This window comes from Bacillus sp. NEAU-242-2, from assembly GCF_027853835.1.
In the GTDB taxonomy this organism is placed as follows: Bacteria; Bacillota; Bacilli; order Bacillales; family Bacillaceae; genus Bacillus; species Bacillus velezensis.
Map to the genome: position 1 here is coordinate 665,120 of NZ_JAPNNY010000001.1, position 14,843 is coordinate 679,962.

Consider the following 14,843-nt stretch of genomic DNA (forward strand, 5'->3'; position numbering starts at 1 on the left):
CGCCCTATACATTTCAGAAAATTTCAATGATATGACAAGTTAAAGTCTTTTTCTACGATCCTTACCTCCCCGTTACATCATCCTAACAATCCCTTTTTTCCTCCTTCAATTTTTTGTTTTTTATTTTAAAATGAACACCAACAGGAAATAATCATGCAGTGGATGATTTTTGAAGAGAAGGTGATGCTATGACAAAATCGCGAGACAGTTACTTTGACAACGCCAAGTTTATCTTGATTTTTCTGGTAGTGTTCGGCCATATCCTCCGGTCATTTATTAACGGAAATGAGTTTATGCTCCATCTCTACAAATTCATTTATACTTTTCATATGCCGGCCTTTATCCTGGTTTCCGGCTATTTCGCAAAAAACTTTAAGCGGAAAGGTTATGTGAAGAAGCTGGCTGTGAAGCTGATTATTCCGTACCTGATTTTTCAGGGCATTTACTCGGTTTTTTACTACTTGATTCAGGATGAAAGCATGACAAGCGTCAATCCGATTGATCCGCAATGGTCTCTCTGGTTTTTAGTCAGCTTATTCTTTTGGAATCTGCTGCTTTATCCCTTTACGAAGCTGCCGAAAATGTGGGCGCTTGGTGTGAGCTGCGGGCTTGCCGTCATGATTGGGTATCTTGATTTTATCAGCAGCACGCTGAGTCTTTCACGGACGTTTGTCTTTCTTCCGATGTTCCTCGTCGGGTTTTATTTGAAAAAACAGCACTTTGATTTACTTCGGGCTAAAAGGGGCAGGCAGATTGCCGCGGGCGTACTGGGGATTGTTTTCCTCTTATGCTGGTGCATTGATTTTGATTACTCGTGGCTGTTCGGATCGGAGCCTTATTCTACATTCGGCACAGTGTCGCTGTTGAGCGGTCTGTCACGGATCGGCTGGTATGTTTTGGCCTTTGCCGCCACTTTCAGCTTTTTGGCGCTCGTTCCGCAAAAGCGTTATTTCTTTACGAAATGGGGTACGAGAACGTTTTACGTGTATCTGCTGCATGGATTCATTATAAAAATGCTGCGGCAGATCGGGCTTGAAGATCACTTGTCTGATTATCAGAATTTAGTCATACTCTTAATGTTAACGGCCGCTCTTACGTCCATTCTCTCCAGCAATGCGGTGAAAACGGCTGCACAGCCGTTTATTGAGCTGCGGATAACAGGCTTGCTTGAAGCGGTGAAAGGAACAAGAAACGGTGCTTATTCGAAATAATAAAATACCTCTTAAGCGTTATCGCTTAAGAGGTATTTTTTATTTTTTGCCGTCTTCTTTTTTCTTCGGCTTCGTCTGTTCAAGCGTTTCAATCCATTTTCCGGCGTTATAATCACCGAGCTCGCTTGAAAACTCTTCTTCAAGCAATTTAGGGTCCATCGGCTTTTTATGGTTTTGCATGTCTTTGCTGTGGCGGTTTTTTTTCGTCATGTTACTCGCCTCCTTGTTTGCCGTGTTTTGATTTGCGGTTTGCGCCTCTCAGTCCGGGATCACCGTCGTATTGTGTTTTGTATGCATCTTTGTCCATGCTCTCAGTCGGTGTGTTGTTGTTGGTCAAAGCTTCATTCTTTGCTGCTTTGCGTTTCATTTGATTTCCTCCTTCTGTCAGCAAATCTGTTTTGAATTCATTAAGCATTTTTTTAAAGTCGCGCACTGTCACGTGTTTGGCCTCATCAATGAGTTCATAGCCGATCTGTCCGTTCGGCTCAAGCAGCACATATTTAAAATCTTGAATGTCTCCGAGGCCTTCCTGCCTGATCCTCATTGACAGCTGGTCTTCGGTAAAACGCATTTTTTTTAAGTTTTCCGGGATGATTTTTCCGTTTCTGACAACGGCGACGGTTTTTCCTGAAAATAAAAACTCAAAAAAGCTTGATTTGATTTCTAAATATTCCATCAGGATCAGTACCGCAATAAAAATCGCCGCCGCGAAAATGGTTTCCCATAAATTATGTTCAATAAACGGCTGAATAATAATCGAGCCGATCGAAATCATGATGACTGTTTGGGTCACCGACAGCTGGCTGATTGATTTCCGTCCGGCGATCCGCAATAAAAAGGTACCGACCGCTATCATAACTACCGACTTCCAAAATACGGCAAACAATGACGTCACCTCTTTACAAGTAGAATCTCCAAAGAAACTGTTTCCACTCATCCATTTTACGGCAATAAAAAAACACCGCTTTCTGAAAAGCGGTGTCAGCCGATAATTATTCTTTCCTTCGGATAATGATAATTTGCTTCGATTTCTTTTCGTCCGATCAAATAAAGGAACGTCAAAATGCCGATCCGGCCGATAAACATCACAATCATGATCACACATTTTCCGATGTCGCTTAAATGCGGAGTAATCCCGAGCGACAGGCCGGTCGTTCCGAAAGCGGAACACACTTCAAAAAGCAGCCCGAGCAGCGTCTGATTTGTCTCCGTCACGGAAAGAATCAGCGTCGACCCGAACACGAGCAGAATCGCCATCATCGTAACGACCAGCGACTTCATGACATCAGCCTGATGAAGCTCGCGTTTAAAGACCTTGACCGCTTTATTCCCTCTGGCAAAATGAAACAGAGCAAGAAGGTTAAGCGCAAACGTCGTCGTACGGATTCCGCCGCCGACCGAGCTCGGTGATGCGCCGATAAACATGAGGGCACAGATGAAAAATAATGTCGGCGCCGACAGCTGGCTGATATCAATTGTTGCAAGCCCGCCGCTTCGTGTAGCGGTTGATTGAAAGAGACATAAAAATAAAACATCATGCCAGCTTTTCCCCTTCATAACATGGCTTCCTTCAAGCGCGTAAATGCCCACGGCTCCGAACAAAACGAGCATTCCGAACGTAACGGTCGTAATTTTCGTAAACAGCGTGAATGAGTATCTGCGCTGTTTTGAAAACAAAAAGTCTTTTACTTCTACGAGCACCGGAAAACCGATCGCACCGAAAATAATCAGAAGCATCGTAATAAACTGCACGAAATAGTCATGTCTGAACGGGACGAGTGAATTTCCCGTAATATCAAAACCGCCGTTTGTCGTGGCGCTGACGCTCGCAAAGAATCCGTGCAAGTACGCCTGTTCAAACGAATCATAATACGTTAAAAAATATGTTCCTAAGATGATGCCGCCTAAAAACTCGATTAATAAAATCAAAAACAGCACTTGTTTCATCAGGTTGACGATACCGGAAAACTGCGATTGATTCTGATCCACCATAATGAGCTTCCGTTCCCGCAGACCGATCCGTTTGCCCATAATGAGCCAGACGAATGTTCCGAGCGTCATAATGCCGATTCCGCCGAATTGAAGCACGAAAGCCAAAATGACAATCCCGGCCGTGCTGAATGTATCAGCCGTGTTGACGACCGTTAAACCGGTGACACTGACTGAGCTGACAGCCGTAAACAGCGCGTCTATAAACGACCAGCTGGCCCCTTGTTTGTGGGCGGCCGGCAGACTTAGCAAAATAAATGCCACCGTCACAGCAAGAAAATAATATAATGCAATCAGCTGTGCAGGCGACAAGATCTGTATGAATTTTTTCAGTTTTAATTTCATAAGATAGTTCCTTCTGCCTCTCAAATGTAGTACGTAATTATTCTAATGATATTGGGAGAATTTTTAAAGGTCTTTTTAGAAAGATTTTTCATTACCTTATGTAATTTGCCGATCTTTAAACAAAAAAACCTCTGAAACGATTGTCAGAGGTTTTGTTTATTATTTTGCTTCCAGCCTGCGGATACGCTCATCGAGATCAGGGTGTGTGGAGAACAGTGACGAATGCTTTTTGCCGTTAATTTTTAACGTCTGCACTGCCGTCTGGTCTTCTTCATTCACATGTCCTGTATAAGACTTCAGCGTACGCAGGGCGTGAATCATTTTATCCTTGCCGGCAAGGTCTGCACCGCCGCGGTCAGCGTGAAACTCTCTGTGGCGCGAGTAGGCGAAGACGACAAGACTGCCGAGAATGGAAAAGATAATCTGAAACACGATCATCGCGATAAAATGCACGACCGGTGCGAGGTCTTCTTTGACAAAGCGGCTTGCAACCCATGCCGCGATTCGGGAAAGGAATACGACGAACGTATTGACGATTCCCTGCAGCAGCGTCATCGTGACCATATCACCGTTTGTGATGTGTGCGACTTCATGGGCAAGAACCCCTTCCACCGCAGCATCATCCATCTGCTGCAATAAACCTGAAGAAACCGCGACAAGCGAACGGCGCTTAGAAGGTCCGGTCGCAAAAGCATTGACTTCCGGGGAATGATAAATGCCGACTTCAGGCATTTTCGTCATCCCTGCGGCACGGGACAATCTGTGCACACGGTCAACCAATTGCTGTTCTTCATAGCTGAGTGACTGTTTCTTCGGATTTAGTACCCGGACGCCCATCATCGTTTTGGCCATCCATCTTGACATTCCGAGAGAAATAAAAGAACCGACAAAACCGACGACAAGACTGAACACGAGCAATGCCATCAGATCAATGCGGCCATTTTGTATATACGAGCCGACACCGGTAACGCTTGTAATAATCGTAAGCACAATTCCGATTGTCGTAATGACCAAAAGGTTCGTTAAAATAAACAGAAATATTCTTTTCGCCATAATTACCTCCGTCTTTTTTAAGATCAAAAGAACTTATTTAATTAAATTATAAATGATCTGTTTGAAAATGCAACAATTTCGACGTATGATGTTAATGTAATTCTCAGTAATATTAGAAAGTGAACACGTAATCAATCAGAGGTGAACCATGAACACGTTTAAACTGACCCGAACTGATATGGTCCGGCTTCTTTACGCGTTAAAAGGCCAAGGAGACGCAACTCCTCTCCAAATCTTATTGCAATCAGCGGATATGACATTGGATGAAGCGGAAAGCCGTCTGCATATCCCTGAATTTCTGACGAGATTCGAACGAAAAAAAGAGAAAAAGGAATACGGGCTTTCAACTAACGAGATTGTCGAGCTGGGAAATCTGTGCGAGCTGACGTCTTTAAAATCAACCGCCGTCCAAAACTGGGTGAAGCGCGATATTAAAGATTTAATCGGCCACCCCTTACTCGGCAAAAAATATACAATTGAACAAGCTGTCATCCTTCTCATTGTACGTGATTTAAAATCAATTTATGACTTCGAACATATACGCGGCATATTAAAAATCGCTTTTAACACGATCACAGACAGATCAGACGACGTCATCAGCCCGATCAGCTACTATGAAAGCTGCGCCCAAGTGATTGATTATCTTCATCATAAGGCAAACCCGCCGATGAAGGAAACGAGCCTGCAGGAGCTCGTTGAAGAGCAGACGGACAAGCTCAAAGGCTGCTTTAAAGAACTCGGAAGCGGACAATGGAACGATATCAGATCCATCATCGCGGTCACGGTGCTCTCCGTTTTGACTTTCCATATTCAAGCCTCAGCCTACAAAATGACCAGCCATTTATTATAATTCATAACGCTTCTTCGCCCCGGTGTCTGCGCCGGGGTTTTTTTGCTGTACAACAATTGCCAGCATAATCAATACCGTTCCGTTTGAAACTAAAATGCGTAAACACATCTTGCCAGAGAAAAGGAGATGAAAAAGATGGCGAGCAGAAATAAACTCTTAGTTCCAGGGGCTGAGCAGGCACTTGACCAATTTAAATACGAAGTGGCTCAAGAATTCGGCGTGAACCTTAGCTCTGATACAGCAGCACGCGCAAACGGCTCTGTAGGCGGGGAAATGACAAAACGTCTTGTACAGCAGGCTCAATCACAATTAAACGGGAAAAATCAATAATGCAGCTTATTCGCCGGGACTTCTCGGCGAATTTTGATATTTATCGGCATTCTCCTTTCCGTGCCGGTAGCCGTTCGGATTCCTGCGGTCTGACGAATCTTCATGATGCCGATAGGAGTCCCAATGTTCATTGCGATCATGATTCCGCTGATTCCAGTAATGATTGTAATACTTTTGCTTAGGCTCTTTGTCATTTCCGTTTTCCTGAGGATTTTGTGTTGGGGGCTGCTCTGTTTCCCCATCTTGTTCCTTCTGTGTGTTTTCTTCTGATCCGGAAGCTGCATTTTTGTCGGTTTGCTGACTGCCGTCCTGACTGTCCGGCTTCGCTTCTTCCGTGCCGGGCGCTGTTTCATTGTTTTCCGGCTTCTCTGCTGCCTTTTCTTCATCAGGAGCTGTCTTTTCATCAGCCGCCGGCTTTTCTGTGTCCGGCTGCTTGCTTTGATCAGCGTCTGTTTCGGTATCTTTCTGATCTGTTTCATTGCCGTCGGTTTGCTTTTCAGACTGTTTTTCTTCTGTTTTCTTTTCGTTTCTTCTTATGTAGCTGCCTGTTGACATCCCTTCCTGTTTTGCTTTTTCTCTTGTTTCCATATCAGATTCAAGCGATTGGACCTGGTAGGTGCCCTTATATTTTTCAGTCATGTCAGCCAGCTGTTTTTTAACGCCTTTTTTATATGTATTGTCATCTGTATTTTCATAAACCGTGGAAATTAAAATCTCTTTTGATTCCTTTACATATCCATGCTTGCTGCAATCGGTAATAATATTACTGATGACTTCCTTAAAATCGCTGCTTTTCCAATCTCCGATGTCACTGATGACCTGTTTGGCGTCATGGTTCAGCGGTGTCAGTTCAATGACTTCATATTTGCTGTTTAAAGCCATTTCAATGCTGGGATTAATGTCAAGCGTCATATACGCGTAAGCTTTGTTATCAGAAAAAACCGGGAGTAAAATTAAAATAAACAAAATAATAGCAGTCATCGTAAACACTCCCAATTTAAAAGGGCGCAGTTTCAGAAAATCAAAAAAGCTGGCCCTTCTTCCCATACGCGTTTCGCCTTCGAACGTAATTTCCTCTCCGATTTCACAAGTGCGGTGATCATTTTTTGTTTTTAAAAATTGTCCGTCAGGGGTTAGCAACGTGACGAATTTTTTATTTTTCTCTACTATGATCCCTCTTCTCATGAGTGCAACACCCCTTTAAGATAATCTTTTAAATAAATATAATCACCTGTAATAATAATACTCATGGCGATGATATATTTTCGGTTCCGTTCGATCGTTTTTCTGCTGACCGAGACGAGCTGCTCCAGCTGTTTGACAGGAAGCTGTTTTTTCTGGTGCAAAATGGACGCCAGCTCTTCATTTTCAACAAGCGTGTAGGCTACCTTAATCGCATTCTGCCTCGCATCTGTATGCTTCGGCGATTGTTCCAGCAGCTCTTTAAAAGACAGGCCGTATTCTTTCAGCTGCTTCTGAAAAAAAAGAATTTCTTCCCGGCGCTGTTCCTGCTCTATCTGTTTGCGGTATTCATCAATGGAAAGCTCCGCTTCGATAAGGCTCTGCGAAGATTCCTGGTCGTCGCCTTCCTGCACATCCATATTGATATGCTGAGCGGTTCTTGCTTCTTTTCTGATATAGTCTATCACTTTTCTTTTTATAATCAGCTCTGCAAATGCAAGCAGCGAATTACCTTTTTCAGCCGAATACTTTTCAATGGCTTCGTTAAACGCGATCAGCCCGATGCTGAATTCGTCGTCTTTTTCATCTATATATCGTTTACAAACGGATGAAACCGTCTTCGCGATAAAAGGCTTATATTGCTGTATTAAATCGTTCTGCAGATCTTTGTCGCCTTTTTGTATTTTTTCAACAGATGTTTCAAGCGTTTGCTTCTTTTTTCCCAATTTAAACAAAAGGCTAAGCACTGGTTTCACCTCAGTTCCTCCCTATAACTACTCATAATCATAGCTAATTTAGTAGGGATTCGCAAAGGAAGAAAAAGAGAAATCGATTTCATTTGTCTCAATTATGACAAGCCAATAAGACGTACTATACATGATTTCGTGCCCCCATGCAGAATTAAGGGGGTTTTCTCTGTGTTTTTTGTAACAATGCTGTTATAAAATTGTTATCATATGTCTTAAATGTAAGCGTTTCAAACAAAAAAGGGAACCTGCTTTTTAAAAAGCCAGACTCCCTTTTTGATCATTTTACGCGTGTTCTCTTTTTTCCGATGCCGCGCCGGACTCTGTTTGTTTTGCTCCTGACATAAACCATCCGCAAACCGCAATGGCAGCCAGAACCGCCCAGAAAATGATTTTCCAGGCCGCCGAATGGATGACATCTGCCGGAATTATACCGAGTTCCTCATGGGCCAACGTATAAAGAGCGAGCTTCACGCCTACCCATCCGACAATCACAAATGCCGCCGTTTCAAGGCCCGGCCTGGTTTTCAGTAAGGATACGAACATTGATGCCGCAAAACGCATAATGATTAAACCGATTACGCCGCCGGCTAAAATAACGAGAAACTGACCGCCGTCCAAACCGCCGATGGCAGGAAGCCGTGTTCCCGGAAGCGTTACGGCAAGCGCGACCGCCGCTAAAATGGAGTCAACGGCAAAAGCGATGTCCGCGAGCTCCACTTTCAAGACAGTCTGCCAAAACCCGCTTTCTTTCTGCTTTTTCTGACCGGCGTTATCTTTAAATACATACCGCTTCAGCAAATGGCTGACCGCAATGTAAAACAGATATAAAGCGCCGATGGCCTGGACCTGCCAAACATTCACCAGAAAAGAAATAGCGAACAGCGACCCGAAACGCAAAATAAATGCGCCCGCCAATCCGTAAAATAAAGCCTTCTTCCTTTGTTTTTCAGGAAGATGCTTCACCATCACAGCCATCACCAGCGCGTTATCCGCCGCCAAAATCCCTTCCAGCCCGATTAAAACGAGAAAAACCCATCCATACTCCAATAATAATGCAAAGTCCAATCCATTCCCTCCGTTTCTTTTTTCTATCATCCGAGCTTATACCGGCGGTTTTTTTACGCAAAAAAGACCTTTGCCGATATAAGGCAAAGGTCTTGCTAGACATGAATGATTGGCATGCCAACAAAGCCGATGGATATGATCCATGAATTGACGACTTTGTTTCCGGAATATCCGGACGCTACTCCCCTTTGGGATTTCAAGAAATATTTGTTTATACGCTCATAATAAAGCCTGTTTCATCATTTGTCAACGCTTAACTTTTTTAACAAATTGAGAAATTTTTTCTGTTTTGATCCGCTGTTTTCTTCTCTTCCATAACATCCAAAGAACGAGAAGCAACACAATGAATATACCTAGCGGCAGCATATATTGATCGAGAATGGAACCGACGCTTTTCCAATTTTCCCCGAGTTTCATTCCGAGGTATACGTAAGCAAATGTAATCGGCAGCATCGCTGCATATGTATAGAGAGAGAACACCCAGATATTCATCTTTGCAATGCCGCACGGCAAAGAAATCAGCGTCCTGACCCCCGGTATAAAACGGCCGATGAACGCTACCAAACCTCCGTGCTTCTGAAAGAAATCATCTGTTTTCTCCAGGGATTCGGGTTTTATCCATATATACTTTCCATATTTCAGCAAAAACGGCCGACCGCCCAGCCTGCCGATCCCATATAAGACAAGCGGACCTGAAACACCGCCGAGTGAACCGGCAAACACGGCACCGGCAAGCGTCATATCCCCTTTTGAGACCCAATAGCCCGCAAGCGGAAGAACAATTTCCGCCGGGATGAATTCTATACTGAGCGCCAAAAAAATTCCGGCGTAAGATAAGCTTTTAAACGCTTCAATTATTGATATGATGAAATCTTCGATGATCTATCACTCCCGGCTTACACCTATATTCTGAAATTTAAGAATGATTTTAACACAAAACCTTGAGGCTGAAATATCTTTTAGACATGCCCGTTATAAATGTGAGTCGTTTCAGATCGGTATAGCGGGAGGGAATGACATGCGCAATACAACGTCCCGCCTGTCTCCTGATTGCTCGTCTGGCGGCGGTTACATCACTTAAGATCTCCGGAAAAGTTACCCTTCGCGGTAAGCGGCGGCTGACCGCGAATTCAGTTCATATGGGCAATGCGTTTTTGCCGGGATCTTTGCCACCGAATCTGTTTTATGGGAGCGGGAAACTCTCAGTCACTACATGGAAATGTGTGGGCATTTCCCGGGGAATGATTCTGTATAATCTTTTTGATCAACCATTGATGATTTTCGGGGACTTCAGCGCTTTAAAGAACTTACCGATTCACTGATTGTAAATAGATGAATAAGAATGCGATTTCCTTTTCAGCCGGCCATTACCGCATGAGGAAATGGAACAGCAGCTCCATGAAGCGCCGCATCACCCATAAGTTGCTACACATGGAACGGACCCGTTTATCCACAATAAAGACAAAAAGGAGTTTTTATTCATGCACACGATGTGGAAGGGTTCGATCAGTTTCGGCCTCGTCAATATCCCGGTCAAGCTCTTTGCGGCCACTGAAGATAAAGATATAAAATTCCGCAGTCTTCATAAAGAAGACCATGCGCCGATTAAATACGAAAAAATCTGCACCGGATGTGAAAAGAGTCTGGAGCCTGATGAAATCGTGAAAGGCTATGAGTATGTAAAAGGGAAATACGTCATTATGACTGACGAAGACTTGAAAGACGTAAAACAGGAACATGAAGAAAAAGCGGTTGAGATTGTTGACTTTGTCCAGCTGCAGGAAATCGATCCGATTTATTTTAACCGGTCATATTATGTCGGGCCGGGAGACAACGGTACAAAAGCCTATACACTTCTGCGGGAAGCGCTGAGGACGACGGGTAAAATCGGGATTGCTTCCATTACGATCCGCTCTAAACAGCAGCTTGCGATTCTTCGCGTGTATGACAACTGCATCGTGATGGAATCCATTCATTATCCGGATGAAGTCAGAAATGCCGGACATGTGCCGGGCGTTCCTGAGCAGACAGCCGTTAATGAAAAAGAGCTGCAGACGGCGATCACGTTAATTAATGAGCTGACAACCGAGTTTGACCCAGAACAATATGAAGACACATACCGGAAAGCCCTTCTCGCCAAAATTAACGATAAGCTCGAACATGAAGAAGCGGGCGTGACACCTGCTCCTGCCGGCCCTCGCGAAGATGTCATTGATCTTGTCAGCGCGCTTCAGGCAAGCATCGACCGGACGAAGCGGCCGAATCGCGAACAGGCTGCACCGGCACGGACAAAAGACACAGCGTCAGCAGGCGGCGGAGGCAAAAAGCAGAAGACGACCAGACAAAAAGCCGGAACGTCTTAATCATGGTGCTGACGATGCAGCCGATTTTGACCTCTGTACCGCCTGAAGGCAGCGAGTGGCGCTATGAGGTAAAGTATGACGGATTCCGCTGTCTTCTCCGCATAGACGAAAGCGGTGTTACATTAACCAGCAGAAACGGACAGACGCTGACGAATCAATTTCCGGAAATCACGGCTTTTGCGGCCCGGTGTTTTCAGCACATGAAAGACAGGTTCCCCATTACGCTTGACGGAGAGCTTGTCTATTTAATCAATCCGTACAGAGCGGACTTTGAGCATCTTCAAATCCGCGGACGTTTAAAACGGACGGAAGCAATTGAAAGCACCGCTGATAGACGGCCGTGCCGCTTTCTGGCATTTGATCTCCTCGTTCTGGAAGGCGCCGGCACCGTCTCATTACCGTATGTGAAACGGAAGCGCGCCCTTTCCAAGCTGCTTAAAGAAGCAAATCTTCCCGCCTGCCCTCATCACTTAGCGGAAGAAGCGATTCAATACATTCCGGAGCACACTGACTTTAATGCGCTTTGGGACAAGGTCGTCCGCCATGACGGAGAAGGTATCGTAGCCAAAAGGGCTTCCAGCGGCTGGTCGGAAAATAAACGGTCTCCCGACTGGCAGAAGTATAAACATATGAAAACGGCTCACGTGCTATTAACCGGATTCAATCCGAAGAACGGGTATGTGACGGCCTCTGTTTTGAAAGACGGCATCGTCGTCCCGATCGCTTCCGTTTCCCACGGCATGCAGGCGGAAGAAAAAAACGCCGTCAGAACCATTATGGAGACCCACGGAAAAAAACAAAAAAGCGGCGAGTATACACTTGAGCCTTCTATCTGCATGACCGTGCAGTATTTAACCATATTGCAGGACACGCTGCGTGAAGTATCTTTTGTGTCCTTTCAGTTTGAAATGGATTGGACGGAATGCACGTATCAGCAGCTTATCCTCCGCTCTAAAACGCTGCCGCCGAAGCTGCAGTTCACAAGCCTGGATAAGATCGTTTTTAAAAAACGTGAAAAAACGAAAGCAGATTTCCTTAGTTATATGGTAAAAATGAGCGATTTTCTGATGCCCTTTCTTAAAGATCGGGCCGTCACGGTGATCCGTTATCCGCACGGCGCGCCTGGCGAATCTTTTTTTCAAAAAAACAAACCGGACTACACGCCGGACTTTGTCTCAAGCGTGTTTGACGGGAGCCACGAGCACATCGTATGCAGCAGCATACCGTCACTTCTATGGCTGGCTAATCAGCTGGCGCTTGAATTTCACGTTCCGTTTCAGAAAGTTCATTCTGAAAGGCCCGCAGAAATCGTCATTGATCTTGATCCTCCGTCAAGGAATGATTTTCCCATGGCAGTAGAGGCTGCGCATGTGCTGAAACAGCTGTTTGACTCATTCAGCATGACGTCATTCCCGAAGCTCTCCGGAAATAAAGGCATTCAGCTCTACATCCCGCTTTCACCGGAAGCATTCACCTATGAAGAAACCCGTGCCTTCACAATGCTCATCGCCGATTATTGCGTCAGGACGCGCCCGGATCTTTTTACGACAGAGCGGTTTATCAAAAACCGAAACGGCAGGCTCTACCTAGATTATTTGCAGCATGCCGAAGGGAAAACCATTATCGCCCCCTATTCGACCCGGGGCAACGAATTGGGAACGGTTGCGGCTCCCCTTTATTGGAGCGAAGTCAACTCCTCTTTAACACCTGATGATTATACGATCGATACAGTAGTGAACCGCGTCAGGACAGAGGGAGATCCGTTTTATGATTTTTACCGGAATCCGCAGGACGGCCCGCTTTCAATCGTGCTTGAGCAAATCAAGAGAAAGAGCTGACGCTTTTTGTCAGCTCTTTTCAGTCTGATACGTGCACATCAATTTTTCTTTGGAAATAAATAAATAGCAGGAGTAAGGAATGTTTTTGAGGGTGAGCTGTTTTGCAGTAAAGTATAAAATCGGAAGATGGGCCGCTTTCTTAAACAGCCTGTAGCAGCCGCTGGACGGTTTTATCACATCAAAACCGAGTCTCGCCGCTCCTTTATGAAGCATTGTAATGCCGACGACTCCCTTAATCTCGTCTTTCCGTTTATGCCGGTTAATATAATCCGCTAAATGAGGCATGGATTGATATACCTTCTGATATAGCATAATCCCCCTTCTGACCGCGCTTTCAATAGGCTGCAGCTCTTTCAGGAGTTTGACATTATGAAGATGAATCTTAACTAACACGTCGTTTTTTTTAATTCTGGTTCCGTCGCTCAGGATGACTTCTTTTCCTTTATATCTAGTCAAACGGACGCGGAATACATTCGATTGCCGTTTATCAATCAGCGTCAGCCGGGTAAAGAAGAAATAAAGCGGATCAAGTAAGTACCATATAGACAGCAGACAGCTTCTCACATGTTCACCTTCTTTATATTCAAAGCACCCTCATATTTTGGCATGGGGCATGTCACATTATGATTGGTAAATAATGATGCCGCCCTGTATCAGCTTATGCAAAAACCGCGTCAGGCTCTACTGTCCGAAACAGAAAAAAACACTCTTCATGAAGAAGAGTGTCTGTATCCGCTTTCTTTTAACGGAAAAGCAAATGCTGGCTGTGAATTCCCGCTTTTTTCAGTAAGGCTATCAGCTGTTCCTGTTCCTCAGGCATAAGTCCTGAAAACGCTCTCGCAATTCTCAATGAATGAATCGGATAAATTTTATCCAAATACTCGTTTCCTTTATCAGTTAAATGGGCGTAAACAGACCGTTTGTCCTTCGGGTCTTGTTCTCTGACCAAAAACCCGTTTCTTTCAAGCTTGTCGATGACATAGGTGACATTCCCGCTGACAAGCAAAAGACGCGACCCGATTTGCTGAAGCTTTTGCGGTCCTCTCGTATAGAGCAGCTCCAAAACGGCAAATTCAGTCGGATTAAAACCGTGTTCTTTACTGTCGCGGATGCTGTGTTCAGACACACTCTTGAAAGCCCTTGCAAAAACTTTGTACAAATTCATCGAACGCATCACTTCTTCTTCGTTAAATGATAATCTCATCATATCTACCCCGTATTTAAGATTTTTATAAAAAAATAATGTAAACCCTTACAATTCATAAGAGTCGTTCTTTGTTTTATATTCTATTCGTGCCGTTTTTCAGAATTCCTTCTTTTTTATATAAAAAAATACCCTTATACATCATTTAATTTGTATAAGGGTTCCGTTCTTTATAGGGAATGTTCCGAAAAAAATACGCGTATTCCTTTCTCAGCTCCGTAATTGTCATGGAATTAAGTATTTCTTTCGTATAGACTCCGATCTGCAGAAGCTTTTTGGAATAATGGTTTCTCTCTTTATCCAATGCATTTTGAAGCAAACGACTCATGACGGCCTCCTTTGTTTTCCGTTATTCTATGATCAGAATAACGCTTTTATATCAAGGATGTATAAAGCCATTGTAAAACTTCTGTAGATTATGATGTTTTTCGGTAAAGACCGTTCTGGACGGCTCTGAGCAGCGGAAAAGCGTGTTCCCCGGCAAGCTGCATGAACGCCTCCAGCATTTCATCGCGTTTCATATCTAATTCAATGATTTCTTTTGCCAGTGAAACCGCTTTTTCTTTCTCCATTCCTATCCTTCCTCCTCATTGTGTCTGTATAATACAGAATAAAACGGGGCACAGGACCATGCATTAACCTTGTCAATTTTTCTGCCGCTTTT

The 14,843-nt window shown here is 44.3% G+C and carries 17 protein-coding genes; 5 read left to right on the forward strand and 12 right to left on the reverse strand.

What is annotated here, in order from left to right; translation table 11 throughout:
* Positions 1 to 188 precede the first annotated feature (188 nt).
* Positions 189 to 1,211, forward strand: a complete 1,023-nt coding sequence (locus tag OWN49_RS02560) for an acyltransferase family protein (RefSeq protein WP_176283292.1) — start codon at positions 189 to 191, stop codon at positions 1,209 to 1,211.
* Positions 1,212 to 1,250: 39 nt separating this feature from the next.
* On the opposite strand, the gene OWN49_RS02565 is transcribed toward OWN49_RS02560, so the two are convergent.
* The 4 genes from OWN49_RS02565 to htpX form a co-directional block, all read right to left on the reverse strand.
* Complete coding sequence (locus tag OWN49_RS02565; RefSeq protein ID WP_003154711.1) at positions 1,251 to 1,421, reverse strand: hypothetical protein; 171 nt, start codon at positions 1,419 to 1,421, stop codon at positions 1,251 to 1,253.
* A gap of 1 nt (position 1,422) precedes the next feature.
* A complete protein-coding gene (locus tag OWN49_RS02570) occupies positions 1,423 to 2,097 on the reverse strand; it encodes a DUF421 domain-containing protein (protein WP_176283291.1) in 675 nt (224 codons plus the stop codon).
* A 95-nt stretch (positions 2,098 to 2,192) separates the two neighbouring features.
* Complete coding sequence (locus OWN49_RS02575) at positions 2,193 to 3,545, reverse strand: TrkH family potassium uptake protein (protein WP_176283290.1); 1,353 nt, start codon at positions 3,543 to 3,545, stop codon at positions 2,193 to 2,195.
* Between the two features lie 159 nt (positions 3,546 to 3,704).
* Positions 3,705 to 4,598, reverse strand: coding sequence for a protease HtpX (gene htpX, locus OWN49_RS02580; protein ID WP_007407207.1), 894 nt, complete (start codon positions 4,596 to 4,598; stop codon positions 3,705 to 3,707).
* A gap of 148 nt (positions 4,599 to 4,746) precedes the next feature.
* On the opposite strand from htpX, the gene OWN49_RS02585 reads away from it, so the two are divergent.
* Together OWN49_RS02585 and OWN49_RS02590 are read left to right on the forward strand one after the other, a co-directional pair.
* Positions 4,747 to 5,448 (forward strand): DUF1836 domain-containing protein, encoded by a 702-nt coding sequence (locus OWN49_RS02585; protein ID WP_025851714.1) that lies wholly within the window; start codon positions 4,747 to 4,749, stop codon positions 5,446 to 5,448.
* Between the two features lie 135 nt (positions 5,449 to 5,583).
* Positions 5,584 to 5,778 (forward strand): alpha/beta-type small acid-soluble spore protein, encoded by a 195-nt coding sequence (locus OWN49_RS02590; protein WP_003154717.1) that lies wholly within the window; start codon positions 5,584 to 5,586, stop codon positions 5,776 to 5,778.
* 6 nt (positions 5,779 to 5,784) lie between these two features.
* On the opposite strand, the gene OWN49_RS02595 is transcribed toward OWN49_RS02590, so the two are convergent.
* The 4 genes from OWN49_RS02595 to OWN49_RS02610 form a co-directional block, all read right to left on the reverse strand.
* Entirely contained in the window at positions 5,785 to 6,963 is a 1,179-nt protein-coding gene (locus tag OWN49_RS02595) for an anti-sigma-I factor RsgI family protein (RefSeq protein WP_025851717.1), read from the reverse strand.
* Entirely contained in the window at positions 6,960 to 7,715 is a 756-nt protein-coding gene (sigI, locus tag OWN49_RS02600) for an RNA polymerase sigma factor SigI (RefSeq protein ID WP_003154719.1), read from the reverse strand. Before sigI ends, OWN49_RS02595 begins: the two co-directional genes overlap by 4 nt.
* Positions 7,716 to 7,991: 276 nt before the next feature.
* Positions 7,992 to 8,774, reverse strand: coding sequence for a TerC family protein (locus OWN49_RS02605; protein ID WP_077722123.1), 783 nt, complete (start codon positions 8,772 to 8,774; stop codon positions 7,992 to 7,994).
* A 246-nt stretch (positions 8,775 to 9,020) separates the two neighbouring features.
* Entirely contained in the window at positions 9,021 to 9,590 is a 570-nt protein-coding gene (locus OWN49_RS02610) for a DedA family protein (RefSeq protein ID WP_077722122.1), read from the reverse strand.
* 665 nt (positions 9,591 to 10,255) lie between these two features.
* Here OWN49_RS02610 and ku point away from each other — a divergent pair.
* Together ku and OWN49_RS02620 are read left to right on the forward strand one after the other, a co-directional pair.
* Positions 10,256 to 11,137 carry a non-homologous end joining protein Ku gene (gene ku / locus OWN49_RS02615; protein ID WP_003154722.1) on the forward strand — a complete coding sequence of 294 codons (882 nt, stop codon included), beginning with the start codon at positions 10,256 to 10,258 and terminating at the stop codon, positions 11,135 to 11,137.
* Between the two features lie 2 nt (positions 11,138 to 11,139).
* The gene (locus OWN49_RS02620; protein ID WP_176283289.1) at positions 11,140 to 12,975 is read left to right on the forward strand and encodes a DNA ligase D; all 1,836 of its coding nucleotides are present in this window, start codon (positions 11,140 to 11,142) and stop codon (positions 12,973 to 12,975) included.
* Positions 12,976 to 12,984: 9 nt separating this feature from the next.
* On the opposite strand, the gene OWN49_RS02625 is transcribed toward OWN49_RS02620, so the two are convergent.
* The 4 genes from OWN49_RS02625 to OWN49_RS02640 all read right to left on the reverse strand — a co-directional run bounded on the left by OWN49_RS02625 (position 12,985) and on the right by OWN49_RS02640 (position 14,751).
* On the reverse strand, positions 12,985 to 13,539 hold the full coding sequence (locus OWN49_RS02625) for a YkoP family protein (RefSeq protein ID WP_077722120.1): 555 nt from the start codon (positions 13,537 to 13,539) through the stop codon (positions 12,985 to 12,987).
* Positions 13,540 to 13,717: 178 nt separating this feature from the next.
* Positions 13,718 to 14,182, reverse strand: a complete 465-nt coding sequence (locus tag OWN49_RS02630; protein ID WP_007610911.1) for a MarR family winged helix-turn-helix transcriptional regulator — start codon at positions 14,180 to 14,182, stop codon at positions 13,718 to 13,720.
* 142 nt (positions 14,183 to 14,324) lie between these two features.
* The gene (locus OWN49_RS02635; protein ID WP_003154731.1) at positions 14,325 to 14,507 is read right to left on the reverse strand and encodes a Fur-regulated basic protein FbpA; all 183 of its coding nucleotides are present in this window, start codon (positions 14,505 to 14,507) and stop codon (positions 14,325 to 14,327) included.
* Positions 14,508 to 14,595: 88 nt separating this feature from the next.
* Complete coding sequence (locus tag OWN49_RS02640) at positions 14,596 to 14,751, reverse strand: hypothetical protein (protein ID WP_003154733.1); 156 nt, start codon at positions 14,749 to 14,751, stop codon at positions 14,596 to 14,598.
* Positions 14,752 to 14,843: the final 92 nt, after the last annotated feature.